The sequence below is a fragment of the Streptomyces sp. NPDC111744 genome (assembly GCF_055634995.1).
In genome coordinates, this window is record NZ_JBVKCG010000016.1 from 28,500 (window position 1) to 45,560 (window position 17,061).

A 17,061-nucleotide genomic window follows, 5' to 3' on the forward strand; every position below is an offset into this window, starting at 1 on the left:
CGGGCGAGCTCACCGTGGGTGACCACCGACGGCGACCGCGCCTGCCCCAAAAGCCTCAGTATCGAACATGGGGTACACCCCTTACGGCGGCGGGGGCACTCTACGGGCGCATTGTCCGGACATTGCGACTAACGGAACGTCGGGAGCCGGGCGGCGCGTTCAGGACCGTACGAGCAACTGGAACTCGAAGGAGTAGCGGGTCGGCCGGTAGATGTGGTCGCCGAACTCGACGGCGCGGCCGGTGTCGTCGTACGTGGTGCGCCGCATGGTGAGCAGCGGGGCGCTCTCCGGCTCGGCGAGCCGCTCGGCCTCGGCGGCCGTGGCACCGCGCGCGCCGATGGACTGGCGGGCGCTGTGCAGGGTGATCCCGGCGGCCCGCATCAGACGGTAGAGGCCGGTCGCCTCCAGTTGCCCGGTGTCCAGGTCGAGCAGGCCGGGCGGCAGGTGGTTGGTCAGATACGCCATCGGCTCGCCGTGCGCCAGCCGCAGCCGCTCGATGCGGTGCACCTCGGTGTCCTCGGCGACCGCGAGCGCTGCGGCGACTTCGGCGGACGCCGGGACGACGGTGTTGACCAGCACCTTCGTCGCGGGGCGCTGGCCGGCCGACTCCAGGTCGTCGTAGAGGCTGCTGAGCTCCAGGGGGCGTTTGACCTGACTGTGCACGACCTGGGTGCCGACACCCCGGCGACGGACCAGGAGGCCCTTGTCGACGAGGGACTGGATGGCCTGACGCACGGTCGGGCGGGACAGGCCGAGCCGTGCGGCGAGCTCGATCTCGTTGCCCAGCAGGCTGCCGGGGGTGAGCGAGCCGTGCTCGATGGCCGCCTCCAGCTGCTGCGCGAGCTGAAAGTACAACGGCACCGGCGAGCTCCGGTCCACACTCAGGTCGAGCGGCACGGTCGGGTCCACATCTGGTTTCGGCACGGGCCCGAGCGTATCCCCGTGACGGGTTGACGGGAAGTTGTGTAGTCCGATTGTCCGGACATACGGATTGACAGCGCACGGGGTGCACCCGCACCTTGTTCCCATGCGCATCGGGGTCATCGGTACGGGCCGCATCGGTACCATTCATGCGAACACGCTCAGCCGTCATCGCGAGGTCGGATCGCTGATCCTCACGGACGTGGATCCGGCGCGGGCCCAGGATCTGGCGCACCGCCTCGGCGAGACGGCGGCGCCCGGCGCGGACGAGATCTTCAAGTGGGGCGTGGACGCCGTGGTGATCACCACGGCCACCTCGGCGCACGCCGACCTGATCGGCCGGGCGGCGCGGTCCGGGCTCCCGGTCTTCTGCGAGAAGCCGATCGCCCTGGACCTGCCGGGCACGCTGCATGCCCTGGCCGAGGTGGAGAAGGCCGGGACGGTGCTGCAGATGGGCTTCCAGCGGCGCTTCGACAAGGGGTACGCGGGCGCCCGGGAGGCCGTGCGCTCGGGCCGGCTCGGACGGCTGCACACCGTACGGGCGCTGACCTCCGACCAGTCCCCGCCCCCGCCGGAGTGGCTGCCGCTGTCCGGCGGGCTGTTCCGGGACGCGCTGATCCACGACTTCGACGTGCTGCGCTGGGTCACCGGCCGCGAGGTGGTCGACGTGTACGCGACCGGCTCGGATGCCGGGGCCGCCGTGTTCCGCGAGGCCGGTGACGTGGACACCGGCGCGGCTCTGCTCACCCTGGACGACGGCACACTGGCGACGGCCACCGCGACCCGGCTGAACGGCGCCGGGTACGACGTGCGGATGGAGCTGGCCGGGGAGCGGGACACCGTGGTGGTGGGCCTGGACGACCGTACGCCGGTGGCCTCCACCGAGCCGACCGGGCCGCCGCCCGCGGACAAGCCGTGGCCCGGCTTCCTGGAGCGGTTCGGACCCGCCTACGAGGCCGAGCTGTGCGCCTTCGTGGAGGTGGTGCGCGGCGGCCTGGCCAACCCCTGCGACGGGCGTGAGGCGCTCCAGGCGCTGCGGGTCGCGGAGGCCTGCGAGGTCTCCCGGCACGAGCGAAGACCGGTGGCGCTCGCGGAGATCCCGGACCGGCTGGGCTGATGACCTGACCGCGCCCTCCGCCCGGCCACGCCCGGCGCCCGCGCCCGCCGCTACGGCTACCAGCGCACCGGAAGGCTGCGCACCCCCCTCATCAGCGTGCCCGGCAGCCACTCCCCGTGCGGGCCGTCCAGCGCCAGGTCCGGGGCGCGCTCCAGGAGGGAGCGCAGGGCGATACGGCTCTCCAGGCGGGCCAACGGCGCGCCCAGGCAGAAGTGGATGCCGTGCCCGAAGGCGAGGTGGCCACGGTTGTCGCGGCGGATGTCGAAGCGGTCGGGCTCGGGATAGCGGGCGCCGTCGCGGTCGGCGGCGGTGAGGCCGATCATCACCGGGTCGCCCCGGTCGATGGCGGTGCCGGCGATCTCCAGGGGCTCGGCGGCGTACCGGTACGTCGCGTTCTCCACCGGGCCCTCCCAGCGCAGGATCTCCTCGACCGCACCGTCCAGGAGGCTCATGTCGGCGCGCAGGGCGGCGAGTTGGGCGGGGTGGGTGAGCAGGGCGAGGACGCCGTTGCCGATCAGGTTGACGGTGGTCTCGTGGCCGGCGATCAGCAGCACGTAGGCCATACCGCGCAGCTCCTCGACGGAGAGCCGGTCGCCGTCCTCTCCGGTGGTGCGGATCAGGTCGCTGAGCAGGTCGTCGCTCGGGCCCGCGCTCCGCTTGCCCTCGATCAGCACCTTCAGAAAGTCGGCGAGCTCGGCGAACGCGTCGTACTCGTTGCGCGGACGGGCGGAGCCGACCACCTCGTTGGAGAGTTTCCGGAACCGCGCGCGGTCCAGCTCGGGGACGCCGAGCAGTTCGCTGATCACGGTGATCGGCAGCGGGTAGGCGAGGGCGTCGATCAGGTCGGCGCGGCCGCGCGGGAGCATCTCGTCGAGCAAGCGGTCGGTGATCTCCTGGATTCGCGGTTCCAGTCCGGCCACCCGGCGGGCGGTGAACGCGCGCGTGATGAGCCCGCGCAGCCGGGTGTGCTGGGGCGGGTCGGCGGCCAGCAGGTGCTTGCCGATCCGCTCCTCGTCGAGGAACTTGAAGCCGGCCTTCTCGGTGTCCTTGGCCAGTCTGGGGTCGGCGAGTGCCGCGCGGGCCTCCTCGTACCCCACGACCAGCCAGGTCTCGTGGTACGCGTCAGGCAGCGGCCAGCGCACCCGGTGCACCGGGCCGCGCTCGCGCAGCCGGGCGTACACCGTGTGCGGGTCCGTACGCAGACCGTCGCCGTACTCGCCGAGATCGGTCACCTGCATGCCGTACTCCCCCTTCAGGAGGTCCCCGAGGCCGTCCCGTATCCGGAGAACGCTCGGGGCCATCGACCGGTGCCCCTACTCCTCCAGCAATCCCGCGTCGTACGCAAGCAGCGCGATCTGGACGCGGTTGTTCAGGCCGAGCCTGGCCAGGATGCGAGAGACGTGGGTCTTGACGGTGGCGACGCTCATGAACAGGCCGGTGGCGATCTCGGCGTTGGCGAGGCCCCGGCCGACCGCGACGGCGACCTCCCGTTCGCGGTCGTTGAGTGCGGCGAGCCGCTCACGCGCGCGTGCCTGCCGGGTGTCGGCCTGCGTGCCCGCCGCGTGCCGCATCAGCTGGCGGGTGACGGCGGGCGACAGGACGGGGTCGCCGGCCGCGACCCGGCGCACCGCGTCGACGATCTCGGCGGGCGGGGTGTCCTTGAGTACGAACCCGGCGGCTCCCGCGCGCAGGGCGTGCAGCACCTGTTCGTCGGCGTGGAAGGTGGTCAGGACGACGACCTGCGGGGCGTCCGCACGGGCGCGCAGCCGCTCGGTGGCGGTGAGCCCGTCCACGGACGGCATACGGAGGTCCATCAGGACGACGTCCGGGCGGGTGCGGTCGACGAGCGCCTCGACCTCGTCGCCGTCGGCGCCCTCTCCGACGATCTCGATGTCCCCGGCGCCGCCCATCATCAGGGACAGCCCCGCCCGCACCAGGGGATCGTCGTCGACGAGCAGCAGTCTGATCGCGGTCATGGCTCCTACGTAATCACGCGGGTACGACATCGCGGGGTCGTTCAGCCTGCGGCCCAGGGCAGCCAGGCCCGCACCTCGAAGCCGCCGTCGCCGGTGGCCCGGTGTTGCAGCCGGCCTCCGGCCAGCGTCGCCCGTTCGGTCAGGCCGATCAGGCCCTGGCCGGAGCCGGGGACGTGCGGGACCTCCGTCTCGGGGGCCGGGTTGTGCACGGTGATGTCCAGGCCGTCGCCGGGGGCTCCGGCGACACGGACGGTGACCTCGGCGCCGGGGGCGTGCTTGCGGGCGTTGGTGAGGCCCTCCTGGGCGATCCGGTAGGCGGTGCGGCCTACGGAGGCGGGAACGGCCGCCGGGTCGCCCACGTGGTTGTCGAGGATGACCTTCATGCCGGCCTGGCGGGACTCGCTCACCAGCGCGTCGAGGGCGGCCAGTGTGGGCTGCGGCCGGCCGCCCGCCTCGTCGCCGTCGGCGGCGCGCAGCACGCCGATGATCTCGCGCAGGTCCTGGAGGGCCTCGTGGGCGCTCTCCCGGATCACCCCGGCCGCACGGACGATCTCCTCCCGGGGCGCGTCGGGACGGAACTCCAGGGCCCCGGCGTGCACGCTGAGCAGGGTCAGCCGGTGGGCGAGGACGTCGTGCATCTCACGGGCGATGGCCTCCCGGGCCAGCCGCTGGGCCCGCTCGGCACGCAGCCCGGCCTCGGTCTCGGCGCGCCGGGCCCGGTCGCGCAGGCTGAGCATCAGGTGCCGCTTGGAGCGGACGAACATGCCGAGGCTGGTGACCAGGAGGATGAACAGCGTGACGAGGGCGACGACAGCCAGGTAGGGCAGGTCGGGGTCGGGCCGGAGCCAGTAGAAGAACGGGATGATCGCGAGGTTGCCGGCGGCGATCCAGGCGACGTACCGGAACGGGCGGTGCACGGCCGCGGTGAAGAGGGCGACCATGGCGGCACCGCCCGCGGTGTCGGAGACGAAGCTGACCGGGATCATCGCGATGGCCAGGCCCATCGGCCAGCGGCGGCGCAGCCAGACCGCGCCGCAGGCCAGACCGCCGATCAGCTGGTCGGCGACCGCGAGGCCGTGCGAGACGTTCGGGTCCTGCCGCATGGTGTTCGCGGCGGCCGCGCCAAGGAGGACGGCGAGCACGAAACAGCTGAAGTCGACGAACCAGTCACGCGCGGTGCGCCGGGGCCGCCGGCCGGCCGGGCCGGCGTCGGGATCGAGTTCATGGATCACGGCGGACGGGAAAAGCCACCGTCGCCGCTCGAACGTCCGTACCGAGATGTCACCGCTCACGGTCGGCAAATCTACGCAGGACCGGTGCGTGCCACCTCCCCGAGCAGGGGATCGTCGACCAAAGTTGGGCCCCTGTGGACCTTCGGTACGGCACGCGCGCGTGCGGACAGACTTCCGGCAGGCACAACTCGCCCCACGGCCGATGGCATGGGGGGAAGCCGCGGGGCGAGAGTCGTGCTGTGAAACAGCCGCTGGAACTGCTCGGATTCGTCGCTCTGGTGCAGGGTGCGCTGGGCCTGCTGCACGAGTTCACCCACTGGCACGTGGGCCTCCTGCAACGGCTCGGCTTCCTCGACGGCTACGGCGTCTACGCGAGCGTCGCGCTGATCGTGCTGGCGTTCGCGCTGTTCGCCGTCGCGGGGAGCCGGAGATCCGGCTGAACGCGGACCGGACCTCCGGCTGGTCGCGCCGTTCCTGACGACCGACCGGTGGACTCGGCCAGGGGCTCAGCAGCCGAAGTCGACCAGGTCGAACGTGACGTAGTGGTCCGCCGTGTAGTAGTCCTCCTGGGTCTTCTTGCCGGTCACGATGCGACGTGCTCCGCGCGTAGAAGAACCGGGCGTCTTCACGGTGTACTCGTGGTAGTAGCCAGAGGCCTGGCTCGGCAGCACGCCCTCCTGGTTGCGGAAGACGACGCCGTCCTGCGAGTACGGGAACGGGCCGCCCGACGCGATCAGGTCGAGGGTGTCGTACGCCTGCGACGGCAGGTCGCTGTAGCAGATGCTGCCGACCGAGGCGGCAGCCGCGTCCGCCGTGGTGGCGGTGACCGTACCGCCGACGAGGAGGGCGGACAGGACGGCGCCCGCGGCGCCGATGCGGGTGATTCGTGGGGGGAATCTCATGGCTCCATGATGACGCGCGTAGACAGTGGCATGTCAATGACAAGTCTGGAGATTTTCCCGGCAAGTCCCTTTAGTTTTCGGGGAGTTAACCTGGGGCCCGCGGCCTTCACGGGGCGGGCCCCGACCGACGGCGCTAGGCGTTCGCGTCGGCGATGTACGAACCGTAGTCGGGGCGGCCCGCGAGGTCGTACGACTGGATGGAGACGCCCGCCGCGGTGACCCGGCCGCCGGTGTGCCGGAACTTCGTCGGCACGGCGCCCTCCTGGAAGAAGCGGCGGCCCGTGCCCAGCACGACCGGGAACGTCAGCAGGTGGAGGGTGTCGACCAGGCCCAGGTCCAGCAGGGAGCCGACCAGCGCGCCGCTGCCGTGCACCTGGAGCTCTCCGTCGGTGCGCTCCTTGAGGGCCGTGACCTCCTTGGCGAGGTCACCGCCCAAGACCGTGGTGCCGGACCATCCGGGGTCGGTGAGGGTCGCGGACGGGACGTACTTCGGGAGCGCGTTGAGCTTGGCCGCGACCGGGTCGGCCGGGTCGGTGGCCTTCGGCCAGAACGAGGCGAAGATGTCGTACGTACGGCGGCCGAGCAGGAAGGCACCCACCCGGTCGAAGACCTCGGTGACGAACCCGCCGAAGTCATCGTCGCCGTAGGGGTGGCTCCAGCCGCCGTGGGTGAAGCCTCCGCCGGGGTCCTCCTCGGGGCCGCCGGGCGCCTGGTAGACACCGTCGAGGGTGATGAACATGGTGGAGACGAGCTTGCCCATGAGGGGTGCCTGCTTCCTGGGGTGCGGTCAGCTGTCGTCAGCTCAGACCCCGGGGGCGCCCGCAACTCATCGGCGGTGATCGTCCCTACGGCACCTCACCCCGCGTGGGTCGAGAACAGTCCGCCGGTCGGGCCCTGCTTGTCGCCGCCCTGGGCCTTCTTCAGGGCGTTGGCGAGGCTCTCGATGGTGAGGGACTGCAGGATCACCCGGCCGTTGCCCTCCAGGGTGGCCAGGGAGAGGCCCTCGCCGCCGAACACCGCGTTCATGAGGCCCTGGCGGTTGAGGCCGCCGACGCGCTGGACGCCGTACTGGATGCCCTCCTCGAAGGCTACGACACAGCCCGTGTCGACCTCGATACGGCCGCCGAAGTCGGCGGGGTTGAGGTCGATGAAGTTGCCCGCGCCGGCGATGATCACCGTGCCGTGGCCGGTGAACTTCTCCAGGATGAAGCCCTCGCCGCCGCTCATGCCGGTGCGGCCGCCCTGGAAGGCGATGCCGAACTCGACGGTGGACTCGGCCGCGACGAAGGCGTCCTTCTCGGCGAACCACGCGCGCGTGCCGTTGAGTTCCAGAGCGCGCATCTCGCCGGGCAGCACGCCCGCGAAGCCGACGGTGCCTTCACCACCCTGTGCGCTGAAGTACTGGAACGCCAGCGACTCGCCGGCGAGCATGCGCTGGCCGACCTGCATGGCGGTGCCCATGGCCTGGCGCAGCATGCCGCCCATGCCGCCGCCTCCGCCTTGCGGCTGGCCGCCGCCGTTCGGGCCGCCGAGCCGCGTCTCCATGGTCACGTTCGTGGTCTTGAACAGGAACTTTCCGGCTTCGCAGTAGACGGTCTGGCCGGGGTGCAGGTTGACGACCGCCATCTGCATGGCGTTGCCGACGATCTCTTGCTGAAGGGTCACGGGAAAAGAACGTAGCCGACGCTCCAGCGGTTCCCTCGCCCACCCACCCGGATGCCCGGGGACGGCCACGCGGGTGGGAAAGCAATCGTCAGGACAGTTCGCGGTGCCTCGCTGTCAAGGCTGCTGATCCCGTCTCCGTCGGTGAGCCGTACAGCCGTAGGCGGGAGATTCCGCCGTCCGGGAAGATGTCCACGCGCGCGTGCGTGCCTACGGCGGGGGAAGCCAGGACGAAGCGGTGGTTCGTGTCCGGCTGGAGGCGGGTGCGCGGGAGGACCTCCCGCCAGTCGCCGTCGCCGTTGTCATCGGCATCCTTCACCGACACCGAGGCCCAGCCCGCGCTGTTGCCCTTGAGGTACGCCGTGTCGATCTCGATCGCCCGGATCTGGGACTGGGCCACCAGCCGGTAGCGGATCCAGTCGTTGCCCTGGTCACGGCGGCGGCGCGTCTCCCAGCCGTCGTCCATCTTGCGGGAACGGCCCGGCTGGATGGTGTTCGTCGCCGGTGAGTAGAAGAGGTTGGAGGCGTCCTCGACCTGGCCGCCGTTCTCCAGGGCGACCACGTCGAAGGTGCCCAGGGCCGACAGCCACTCGGGGTCCGGGGCGACCTCGCCGTAGACGCGGAGGCGGGCGATGCCGCCGTCGGGGTGCTGGTTGACGCGGAGGTGGGTGAAGCGCTGTTCGACGGAGACGGCGAAACCGTTCGCCGCGTGGCCGCCCACCGGCGTGCGCGGGACCAGCGGCGTCCACTTCACGTCGTCGCCGAGCAGCTCCGCCGGGGACGGGGAGCCGGGGACCGACGTGCCCTCGACCGACACCGCCTGCGGGTAGTTGCCGCGGAAGTGGGCCGTGTCGACGACGATCCCGCGGACCACGCCGGGGGCGCCGAGGCGGACCAGCGCCCAGTCGTGGTCCTCGGCCGTCGGCCAGGGGTGGCCGGCCGAGGCACCGCGGCGCCGGCGCGTCTCCCAGCCGTCCATGATCTTGCCCTTGTGCCCGAAGTGCTCGGGGTCGAACTCGGCCCGCCCGGGCACCAGCAGGTTCTCCCGCTGGGCGAAGAACTCGTCGTTGGCGGCGATGACCCCGGCGCCGAGCTGCCGGTCGGCGAGGTTGGCGTACTGGGTGAAGGGGAAGTCGGCGGTGCGGTAGTCGGCGTACGGGTCGCCGCCGGAGTAGGGGTGCGCGTCGCCGGTGAAGGTCGGGATCGCCGTCAAAGAAGGTCTTCCTCTCGGGTGTCGGCCGCTGCGGGTGCGGGAGCGGGATCGGTCAGGGGTGCGGGTGAGCAGGCGTCCCTTCGGGGCCGTGAACTCGCCGTCCGCGACGATGCGTTCGCCGCGCAGCCAGGTGGACTTCACGACGCCGTACAGGGTCTTGCCCGCGTACGCGGTGACCCGGTTGCGGTGCTGAAGGCCCGCCGGGTCCACGGTGAAGGTCTCGTCGGGCGCGAGGACGGCGAAGTCGGCGTCCCGGCCCGGGGCGATGGCGCCCTTGCGGTCGTCGAGGCCGACGAGCGCTGCCGTGCGGGCCGACATCCAGCGGACCACGTCCTCCAGGCCGTGGCCACGCCTGCGGGCCTCGGTCCAGACGGCGGGGAGGCTGAGCTGGAGGCCGGAGATGCCGCCCCAGGCGGTCGCGAAGTCGGCGGTCTTCAGGTCGGCGGTCGAGGGCGAGTGGTCGGTGACCACGCAGTCGATGGTGCCGTCGGCCAGCGCCTGCCAGAGCAGGTCCTGGTTGGCCGATTCCCGGATGGGCGGGCAGCACTTGAACTCGCTGGCGCCGTCCGGGACCTCCTCGGCGGTGAGGGTGAGGTAGTGCGGGCAGGTCTCGACGGTGAGGCGGACGCCGTCCGCCTTGGCCGCCGCGATCAGCGGCAGCGCGTCCGACGAGGACAGGTGCAGGACGTGCACGCGCGCGTGGAGGCGTTTCGCCTGGGCGATCAGCTGGGCGATGGCCGTGTCCTCCGCGTCGCGCGGACGCGACGCCAGGAAGTCGGCGTATCTGGGGCCACCGTGCTGCGGGGCGGCGGCCAGGTGGTGCGGGTCCTCGGCGTGCACGATCAGCAGGCCGCCGAAGGAGGTGATCTCCGCCAGGGACTGGGCGAGCTGCTCCTGGTCGAGGTGCGGGAACTCGTCCACACCGGACGGCGACAGGAACGCCTTGAAGCCGAAGACTCCGGCGTCGTGCAGCGGGCGCAGATCCTTGACGTTGTCGGGCAGCGCGCCGCCCCAGAAGCCGACGTCCATGTGCGCCTTGTCGGCCGCGACCTCCTGCTTGACGCGGAGGTTGCCGACCGTGGTGGTCGGCGGCAGCGAGTTGAGCGGCATGTCGACAAGGGTGGTGATGCCGCCGGCCGCCGCCGCGCGCGTGGCGGTCCAGAAGCCCTCCCACTCGGTGCGGCCCGGGTCGTTCACATGCACATGGGTGTCGACCAGGCCGGGCAGCAGCACGTCGTCGCCGAAGTCCTCCAGGCGGGCGCCCGCCGGGACGGGGGCGTCGTACGGAAGTACGGCCGTGATCGTCCCGGCGGACACGGCGACCGAGGCGGCCCGTGTCCCCTCCGGGGTGATGACGCGCGTCGAGCGCAGCACCAGTTCAGCGTCGGACACCCGGACCCCTCTCTCTGCCGCCGTTTTACTTCCGGGAAACGGGATTTACACCCACGTAACGGAATTCAACGTTCTGTTGAAGGAGTCTTCACTCCCGCTCCCGCGCCGTCAAGGGCACACTGCTTCTCGGGGACTCACAGGCGCCCACTCTGGACGTTTCCACAAAGTGGAATTATAATTCCGGCAAGCAGAACGTAGCTACGCACAAGCCGGGCGTCAACCGGCTGCCCGGTAGGCTTCTGCTCTTCTGCCCGGTCCGAAAGGCAGCCCCGAAAGGAACGCGCCGTGCCGACGTCCAGCGCCAGCACCACCGACTCCGCCAAGTCCAACGGCGGTGGGGTCCAGTCCCTCGAGCGCGCCTTCGATCTGCTGGAGCGGATGGCGGACGCGGGCGGCGAGGTCGGCCTGAGCGAGCTGTCCGCGAGCAGCGGGCTGCCGCTGCCGACGATCCACCGGCTGATGCGCACGCTGGTCGCCTGCGGCTATGTACGCCAGCAGGCCAACCGGCGGTACGCGCTCGGCCCCCGGCTGATCCGACTCGGCGAGTCAGCGGCCCGGCTGCTGGGCACCTGGGCGCGCCCCTACCTCGCGCGGCTGGTCGAGGAGACCGGCGAGACGGCGAACATGGCGCTGCTCGACGGGGACGAGATCGTGTACGTCGCACAGGTGCCGTCGAAGCACTCGATGAGGATGTTCACCGAGGTGGGCCGGCGGGTGTTGCCGCATTCCACGGGCGTCGGGAAGGCGTTGCTGGCGAACGTGCCGGACGCCGAGGTGCGGGCGTTGCTGGCGCGGACCGGGATGCCGGCGGCCACGGAGAAGACGATCACCACTCCGGAGGGGTTCCTGAACGCCCTGGAGGAGGTACGGCAGCTGGGGTACGCCGTGGACGACAACGAGCAGGAGGTCGGGGTGCGGTGCCTGGCGGTGTCCGTGCCGGACTCGCCCACCGCGGCGGCCATTTCGATCTCCGGGCCGGCGGGGCGGGTCACCGAGGCGGCGACGGAGAAGATCGTGCCGGTGCTGCAGCAGGTGGCTGTTGAGTTGTCTCAGGCGTTGGCGAGTTCAGGAGCCTAGGCGAAGGAGCCGACACCACCGTTGGCGGGTGCGGGTGCGTGGGGGCTCGGCGCGCCCACGCGGCTGTAGTCGCACATCGACAGCCCCGCGGCCCTGGGTGGGCGACCCGGGCGGCATCTTCAAGTCCTCGGCGTCTCCCCGAACAGGTCCACCGCCTGGCGTACGTCCGACAGGCCCCGGGACAGCGCGCTCACCGAACCGATCGCTCCCGCGATCAGTAACAGAGAGCGGCGCAGGCGCGGGATCTCCGGCATGCCGCCCGTCGCCATCGCCGCCAGGGCAGCCAGCTCGTCCTCGGCTATCGCACGGTCCGTGAACTCGGCCGGGTGTGTGGCCAGTTCACGGCGCAGTCGGGAAACCGCCGTTCGTAGTTCGGCAACCCTCGGATCCTCGTCACTGCCGGTCACTGGTCTCTGTCCCAAGCTCCGCAACACAGCTCTCCCCCTTTCCCCCTCGCCCGTCACCCCATGACGGTGGTCGGGCGCCCGGCGACGCGGGTCAGTAAACGCCCTCCCGTGCGCGACGCGCTACAGCGCGGACCGAAATTCAGCCCTGCGGAACCGGCCGCCCGCCCCGGCGTCGGGTATGCAGGACGCATGACGGACACGCATGACCAGATCGCCGGGCTGCTGCTCGCCGCCGGCGGTGGCAGACGGCTCGGCGGGCGGCCCAAGGCACTGCTCACGCATCGCGGGCGACCGCTGGTGGAGTACGCGGTCGGGGTACTGCGCACGGGCGGCTGCGGGCCGGTGCACGTGGTTCTCGGGGCCCACGCGGACGACGTGCGGGAGCGGGCCGAGCTGGACGGCTGCGTGGTCGTGGAGAACCCGGACTGGGCCGAGGGCATGGGGTCCTCGCTGCGGGTGGGGCTGGCATCGCTGGCCGGGGCGGGGGTGGCGGCCGCGCTGGTGTCGCTGGTGGATCAGCCGGGGATCGGGGGCGAGGCGGTGGCACGGGTACTCGGCGGGTACCGGGACGAGGACTCGCTGGTGGCGGCGGCCTACGACGGGATACGCGGGCATCCGGTGCTGTTCGGCGCCCGGCACTGGCCGGAGATCGCCGCCAGCGCGACCGGAGACCGGGGTGCTCGTGCCTATCTCAAGGCCCATGAGGCGGCCATGGCGCTGGTCGAGTGCGGGGATGTGGCCGCGCCGTTCGACATCGACACCGAAGCCGATCTGAGCCACCTTGAGTGAATGGGATGGCACTGAGCGCCACCTTGGCTCGACTCAGAGAATCTCGATATCAACAAACCATTGAACTTCCACAATGAGGAAACTAGTATCCACTGTTCAGAAGCGCCCGACCCCTGATCGGGTGTGCTTCGCTCTACCCGGAACGACTGGCACCCGGTGCCACCGCTGAAGGAAGTGACAGCTCATGTCCGCACCAGCGCCGTCTCCGCCGGCCATCGTCGACGCCGAGCCCCTGCCCCGGCAGGAGGAGGTCCTCACCGACGAGGCACTCGCCTTCGTCGCCGAGCTGCACCGGCGGTTCTCGCCGCGCCGTGCCGACCTCCTCGCCCGCCGGGCCGAGCGCCGCGCCGAGATCGCCCGCACCTCCACACTCGACTTCCTCCCGGAGACCGCCGCGATCCGCGCGGACGACTCCTGGCGGGTGGCCCCCTCCCCCGAAGCGCTCAACGACCGGCGCGTCGAGATCACCGGCCCCACCGACCGCAAGATGACCATCAACGCCCTCAACTCGGGCGCCAAGGTCTGGCTCGCGGACTTCGAGGACGCCTCCGCGCCGACCTGGGAGAACGTCGTCCTGGGCCAGCTGAACCTGATCGACGCCTACACGCGGAACATCGACTTCACGGACTCCGGCTCGGGGAAGTCGTACGCGCTGCGCCCGAACGAGGAGCTGGCGACGGTCGTGATGCGGCCGCGCGGGTGGCATCTGAACGAGCGGCACATCGAGGTCGACGGCGAGCAGGTGCCGGGCGCCTTCGTCGACTTCGGGCTCTACTTCTTCCACAACGCGCAGCGACTGCTCGACCTCGGCAAGGGTCCCTACTTCTACCTGCCGAAGACCGAGTCGCACCTCGAAGCCCGGCTGTGGAACGACGTGTTCGTCTTCGCACAGGACTACGTCGGCATCCCGCAGGGCACCGTCCGCGCCACCGTGCTGATCGAGACGATCACGGCCGCGTACGAGATGGAGGAGATCCTCTACGAACTCCGCGACCACGCCTCCGGGTTGAACGCCGGCCGCTGGGACTACCTGTTCTCCATCGTCAAGAACTTCCGTGACGGCGGCCCCAGGTTCGTCCTGCCGGACCGCAACGCCGTGACAATGACGGCCCCGTTCATGCGGGCGTACACCGAACTCCTCGTCCGCACCTGCCACAAGCGCGGCGCGCACGCGATCGGCGGCATGGCGGCCTTCATCCCGTCCCGCCGGGACCCCGAGGTCAACAAGGTCGCCTTCGAGAAGGTCCGCTCCGACAAGGACCGTGAGGCGAACGACGGTTTCGACGGCTCCTGGGTCGCCCACCCCGACCTGGTCCCGATCGCCATGGAGTCCTTCGACCGGGTCCTCGGCGACAAGCCGAACCAGAAGGACCGGCTGCGCGAGGACGTCCATGTCGAGGCCGGCGACCTGATCGCGGTCGACTCGCTGGACGCCAAGCCGACCTACGCCGGTCTGGTCAACGCCGTTCAGGTGGGCATCCGTTACATCGAGGCGTGGCTGCGCGGGCTCGGTGCGGTGGCCATCTTCAACCTCATGGAGGACGCGGCCACCGCCGAGATCTCCCGCTCGCAGATCTGGCAGTGGATCAACGCGGGCGTCGAGTTCGAGAACGGCGAGAAGGCAACCCCGGAGCTGGCCCGCAAGATCGCCGCGGAGGAACTCGACACCCTCCGCAAGGAGACCGGCGAGCAGGCCTTCGCGGCCGGCCACTGGCAGCAGGCCCACGACCTGCTGCTCACCGTCGCCCTCGACGACGACTACGCCGACTTCCTGACGCTGCCCGCGTACCAGCAGCTGCGCGGCTGATCTTCAGAAGGTCACTTGTCCGAGTGGCCCAGGGACTTCCCCGGGGCCACTCGGTCGCGTACGGCCTGCTTCACGGCCGTCGGCTCGGGGAAGCCCTGTTCCTTGCGGTCCCAGACCACCTCGTCGTTCACACGGACGACGAAGATCCCGCCCTTGCCGGGCTTCAGGGCCAGTTCGGTCAGCTCGGCCTCGAAGGTGGTCAGCAGCTCCTGCGCCAGCCAGGCCGCGCGGGGCAGCCAGCGGCACTGGGTGCAGTACTCGATCTCGACGCGCTGGCTGTCACTCATCCGAGGTGTACCGACCAATCCTGTTGAGCCGCGGGCTTGCCGTGCAGGTCGGGAACCTGCTTCAGCCAGGCCGGGCGTCCCTGTTGTGCCCTGGCCGCGCGAGCGGCCTCCTCGGCCGCGAGCTGGTCGCGGCCCGGGAAATCGGTGGGGAGCCACTGCGCGGAGGCCCGGACCCGGGCCAGCAGATAGCCGACGTAGGCCGCACGCATCTCGTCGGGCGTGCCGAAGTCGGTGAGCCAGGCGTCCGGGACCTCGGCGAGAGTGTCCCTGAGCAGCTTCTCGGTCACCCTGGGCGCCAGTTCGGCGTCGGCAGCCCGGGTATCGGGGCCGTACCGGCCGAGGGCGTGGTGACGGAAGTCGTAGGCCTTCTCGGGTGCCGAGGTGTCCCAGCGGTGATGGAAGACGAGGGCGGCGCCGTGGTCGATGAGCCACAGGTGCGCGGGCGCGGTGCCGAACGTCGGCCAGACCATGAGGTTGGAGCTGTGGACCGTACGGTCGACGTTGACGGTGAGCGCGTCCAGCCAGATGATCCGACCGGCCTCCAGCGGGTCCACCGGGAAGATCTCGGCGATCTCCGGGGTGAAGTCCTTCGCGCCGGGCAGGAAGTCCATCCCGAGGTTCACCCCCGCGCTGGCCGTGTGCAGCTCGCGTACCTCCTGGTGCGGCTCGTGCCCGGCGATCGCCGGGTCGAAGTGCACCAGGACCAGCTCGGGGAACCGCAGTCCCAGCGCCCGCGCCAGCTCCCCCACGATCACCTCGGCGACCAGCGCCTTGCGGCCCTGCGCGGAGCCGGTGAACTTGACGACGTAGGTGCCCAGGTCGTCGGCCTCGACGATGCCCGGTACGGAGCCACCAGAACGCAGGGGAGCGATATATCGGGTAGCGGCAACCTCTCTCAACATCGTCCAGGGCCCCATCGCTCGTTTGCCTTACATTCCACGGACGGCTCCACCGTGCTGCGATCCGGGCATGAAATGAGCATAGTGACCGAGCCCGCCACGCCGGAGAGCGCGGGTGGCACCCAGGCGCGGACCGGCGCGCGAAGGAAGGGACATCCGGTTGGCGAACGGTTGTCGGAACCCGAATGCTACGCATCGCGCCGGGCGACGATCATGGCCATGTCGTCGTTCAGCACGCCGCCCGTGTACGCCCGGACGTCTGCGGCGAGCCGCTCGACGAGCGGACCGGGCGCCTTGTCCGCCCAGGCCGTGGCGCGCTCGGCGAGCGGATAGAAGTCGCCGTCGGCGTTCCGGGCCTCGCTGACGCCGTCGGTGTACAGGACCAGCCGGTTGCCGTGCTCGAACGGGAAGGTCGCCGGTACATAGCGGGCGCCGGCACTGTCCGTGCTCTCCATGTCGGCACGCCACACGCCGAGGCCGAGCGGGGGTGACGGATCGGGAACCGTCAGCGCCAGCGCCGTCCTGGTGGGGCCTCGCAGCAGGAGGGGTGGCGGGTGCCCGCAGCTGATCAGATGCACCACGGGCTCGTCGTCCGGGATGTCCATGACGGCGGCCGTCACGAAGCGCTCGGCGGCATCCTCCTTCGGCTCCGAGAACTCCGCGAGTCCCCACCGGACGGCGTCCTCGATGTAGGCGACCAGCTCCGGCAGCGGGATCCGGCGGTGCGCGGCGGCCCGGAAGGCGCCCAGCACGATCGCCGTGTCGCTGATGGAGGGGAGTCCCTTGCCCCGGACGTCCCCGATGAGCAGCCGCGTGGCGCCGGGGATCCGGGCGGCGGCGTACAGGTCGCCGCCGATGGTCGCGTCCGCTTCGGCGCTGCGGTACTGCGAGGCGAGAGTGACGGGTCCGGCCCGCTGCGGCAGCGGCCGCAGGACGACCCGCTGTGCAGCGTCGGATACCGAGCGTACCCGGGCGAGCTCGCGTTCGCGCCGGTCCCGTAGATGAGTGAACAGGACGAGGAAGGCGCAGACGGCAAGCAGGGCGGAGAGCTCGACGAGGACACTCTCGGTGGTCAGCGACCGTCGTTCGACGCCGGCGTAGACCAGTGCGAGGACCGCCAGTGTCCCGATCAGCGCGGTGGCCCGCGGCCCGGCGCCGACCGCGGTGACCGCCACGGCGACGACGAGGAGGTGGGCGAGATGGATGTCGGGGGGCAGAAACCCGTCGGCCACCGGGATCGCGATGATCAGCAGGAGGGGACCGACCAGCCACAGAGGTCGCGCCGAATGACGCCAGGCTCGCAGGGTCTCGACCACAGTTGTAGTGATCATCGCAGCGCTCACGTCGTGCTCCGGTACTCGTCGTATTTCGCACCAACAC

At 71.0% G+C, this 17,061-nt stretch carries 17 protein-coding genes and 1 pseudogene; 5 read left to right on the forward strand and 13 right to left on the reverse strand.

What is annotated here, in order from left to right:
• Window positions 1–159 precede the first annotated feature (159 nt).
• Window positions 160–897 carry a GntR family transcriptional regulator gene (locus tag ACZ7OO_RS29970; protein WP_471509758.1) on the reverse strand — a complete coding sequence of 246 codons (738 nt, stop codon included), beginning with the start codon at window positions 895–897 and terminating at the stop codon, window positions 160–162.
• A 130-nt stretch (window positions 898–1,027) separates the two neighbouring features.
• Between ACZ7OO_RS29970 and ACZ7OO_RS29975 the strand changes: the two genes are divergently transcribed.
• Complete coding sequence (locus tag ACZ7OO_RS29975) at window positions 1,028–2,038, forward strand: Gfo/Idh/MocA family protein (RefSeq protein WP_471509435.1); 1,011 nt, start codon at window positions 1,028–1,030, stop codon at window positions 2,036–2,038.
• A gap of 56 nt (window positions 2,039–2,094) precedes the next feature.
• Here ACZ7OO_RS29975 and ACZ7OO_RS29980 read toward each other — a convergent pair whose 3' ends face one another.
• From ACZ7OO_RS29980 to ACZ7OO_RS29990, 3 genes are all read right to left on the reverse strand, one after another.
• Complete coding sequence (locus ACZ7OO_RS29980) at window positions 2,095–3,276, reverse strand: cytochrome P450 family protein (protein WP_471509760.1); 1,182 nt, start codon at window positions 3,274–3,276, stop codon at window positions 2,095–2,097.
• Window positions 3,277–3,351: 75 nt separating this feature from the next.
• Window positions 3,352–4,014: a response regulator transcription factor gene (locus ACZ7OO_RS29985; protein WP_471509437.1), complete on the reverse strand. Its 663-nt coding sequence runs from the start codon at window positions 4,012–4,014 to the stop codon at window positions 3,352–3,354.
• Window positions 4,015–4,055: 41 nt separating this feature from the next.
• The gene (locus ACZ7OO_RS29990) at window positions 4,056–5,315 is read right to left on the reverse strand and encodes a sensor histidine kinase (protein ID WP_471509439.1); all 1,260 of its coding nucleotides are present in this window, start codon (window positions 5,313–5,315) and stop codon (window positions 4,056–4,058) included.
• A gap of 170 nt (window positions 5,316–5,485) precedes the next feature.
• Here ACZ7OO_RS29990 and ACZ7OO_RS29995 point away from each other — a divergent pair, with 170 nt between their 5' ends.
• A complete protein-coding gene (locus tag ACZ7OO_RS29995) occupies window positions 5,486–5,686 on the forward strand; it encodes a hypothetical protein (RefSeq protein WP_471509441.1) in 201 nt (66 codons plus the stop codon).
• A 66-nt stretch (window positions 5,687–5,752) separates the two neighbouring features.
• Here the strand turns inward: ACZ7OO_RS29995 and ACZ7OO_RS30000 are convergent, their stop codons facing one another.
• The 5 genes and pseudogenes from ACZ7OO_RS30000 to allB form a co-directional block, all read right to left on the reverse strand.
• Window positions 5,753–6,148: a ribonuclease gene (locus ACZ7OO_RS30000; protein WP_471509443.1), complete on the reverse strand. Its 396-nt coding sequence runs from the start codon at window positions 6,146–6,148 to the stop codon at window positions 5,753–5,755.
• A gap of 133 nt (window positions 6,149–6,281) precedes the next feature.
• Complete coding sequence (locus ACZ7OO_RS30005; protein WP_471509445.1) at window positions 6,282–6,908, reverse strand: dihydrofolate reductase family protein; 627 nt, start codon at window positions 6,906–6,908, stop codon at window positions 6,282–6,284.
• A 95-nt stretch (window positions 6,909–7,003) separates the two neighbouring features.
• Complete coding sequence (locus ACZ7OO_RS30010; protein WP_352225883.1) at window positions 7,004–7,813, reverse strand: AIM24 family protein; 810 nt, start codon at window positions 7,811–7,813, stop codon at window positions 7,004–7,006.
• A gap of 88 nt (window positions 7,814–7,901) precedes the next feature.
• Entirely contained in the window at window positions 7,902–9,023 is a 1,122-nt protein-coding gene (alc, locus tag ACZ7OO_RS30015) for an allantoicase (protein ID WP_471509762.1), read from the reverse strand.
• Window positions 9,024–9,077: 54 nt separating this feature from the next.
• Window positions 9,078–10,415 (reverse strand): annotated as a pseudogene (allB, locus tag ACZ7OO_RS30020) (allantoinase AllB); the annotation flags it as partial.
• A 285-nt stretch (window positions 10,416–10,700) separates the two neighbouring features.
• On the opposite strand from allB, the gene ACZ7OO_RS30025 reads away from it, so the two are divergent.
• Window positions 10,701–11,492: an IclR family transcriptional regulator gene (locus ACZ7OO_RS30025; RefSeq protein ID WP_471509447.1), complete on the forward strand. Its 792-nt coding sequence runs from the start codon at window positions 10,701–10,703 to the stop codon at window positions 11,490–11,492.
• Window positions 11,493–11,611: 119 nt separating this feature from the next.
• On the opposite strand, the gene ACZ7OO_RS30030 is transcribed toward ACZ7OO_RS30025, so the two are convergent.
• Window positions 11,612–11,926 carry a DUF5955 family protein gene (locus ACZ7OO_RS30030; protein WP_471509448.1) on the reverse strand — a complete coding sequence of 105 codons (315 nt, stop codon included), beginning with the start codon at window positions 11,924–11,926 and terminating at the stop codon, window positions 11,612–11,614.
• Between the two features lie 162 nt (window positions 11,927–12,088).
• On the opposite strand from ACZ7OO_RS30030, the gene ACZ7OO_RS30035 reads away from it, so the two are divergent.
• Together ACZ7OO_RS30035 and aceB are read left to right on the forward strand one after the other, a co-directional pair.
• Window positions 12,089–12,688, forward strand: a complete 600-nt coding sequence (locus ACZ7OO_RS30035; protein WP_471509450.1) for a nucleotidyltransferase family protein — start codon at window positions 12,089–12,091, stop codon at window positions 12,686–12,688.
• Window positions 12,689–12,872: 184 nt separating this feature from the next.
• Entirely contained in the window at window positions 12,873–14,495 is a 1,623-nt protein-coding gene (gene aceB / locus ACZ7OO_RS30040; RefSeq protein ID WP_471509452.1) for a malate synthase A, read from the forward strand.
• 11 nt (window positions 14,496–14,506) lie between these two features.
• Here the strand turns inward: aceB and ACZ7OO_RS30045 are convergent, their stop codons facing one another.
• The 3 genes from ACZ7OO_RS30045 to ACZ7OO_RS30055 all read right to left on the reverse strand — a co-directional run bounded on the left by ACZ7OO_RS30045 (window position 14,507) and on the right by ACZ7OO_RS30055 (window position 17,012).
• Window positions 14,507–14,782, reverse strand: a complete 276-nt coding sequence (locus tag ACZ7OO_RS30045; RefSeq protein ID WP_352225890.1) for an Rdx family protein — start codon at window positions 14,780–14,782, stop codon at window positions 14,507–14,509.
• Window positions 14,779–15,684, reverse strand: a complete 906-nt coding sequence (locus ACZ7OO_RS30050) for a HipA family kinase (protein ID WP_471509454.1) — start codon at window positions 15,682–15,684, stop codon at window positions 14,779–14,781. The genes ACZ7OO_RS30045 and ACZ7OO_RS30050 overlap by 4 nt, the downstream gene beginning before the upstream one ends.
• A gap of 185 nt (window positions 15,685–15,869) precedes the next feature.
• Entirely contained in the window at window positions 15,870–17,012 is a 1,143-nt protein-coding gene (locus ACZ7OO_RS30055) for a PP2C family protein-serine/threonine phosphatase (protein ID WP_471509456.1), read from the reverse strand.
• Window positions 17,013–17,061 lie beyond the last annotated feature (49 nt).

Bases quoted from the DNA above. Each gene is read 5' to 3' on its own strand.
- aceB (WP_471509452.1), top strand. From the start codon at position 12,873: ATGTCCGCACCAGCGCCGTCTCCGCCGGCCATCGTCGACGCCGAGCCC.
- ACZ7OO_RS30050 (WP_471509454.1), bottom strand. From the start codon at position 15,684: ATGTTGAGAGAGGTTGCCGCTACCCGATATATCGCTCCCCTGCGTTCT.
- ACZ7OO_RS30005 (WP_471509445.1), bottom strand. From the start codon at position 6,908: ATGGGCAAGCTCGTCTCCACCATGTTCATCACCCTCGACGGTGTCTAC.
- ACZ7OO_RS29975 (WP_471509435.1), top strand. From the start codon at position 1,028: ATGCGCATCGGGGTCATCGGTACGGGCCGCATCGGTACCATTCATGCG.
- ACZ7OO_RS30045 (WP_352225890.1), bottom strand. From the start codon at position 14,782: ATGAGTGACAGCCAGCGCGTCGAGATCGAGTACTGCACCCAGTGCCGC.
- ACZ7OO_RS30035 (WP_471509450.1), top strand. From the start codon at position 12,089: ATGACGGACACGCATGACCAGATCGCCGGGCTGCTGCTCGCCGCCGGC.
- ACZ7OO_RS29985 (WP_471509437.1), bottom strand. From the start codon at position 4,014: ATGACCGCGATCAGACTGCTGCTCGTCGACGACGATCCCCTGGTGCGG.
- ACZ7OO_RS29980 (WP_471509760.1), bottom strand. From the start codon at position 3,276: ATGCAGGTGACCGATCTCGGCGAGTACGGCGACGGTCTGCGTACGGAC.
- ACZ7OO_RS30000 (WP_471509443.1), bottom strand. From the start codon at position 6,148: ATGAGATTCCCCCCACGAATCACCCGCATCGGCGCCGCGGGCGCCGTC.
- ACZ7OO_RS30055 (WP_471509456.1), bottom strand. From the start codon at position 17,012: ATGATCACTACAACTGTGGTCGAGACCCTGCGAGCCTGGCGTCATTCG.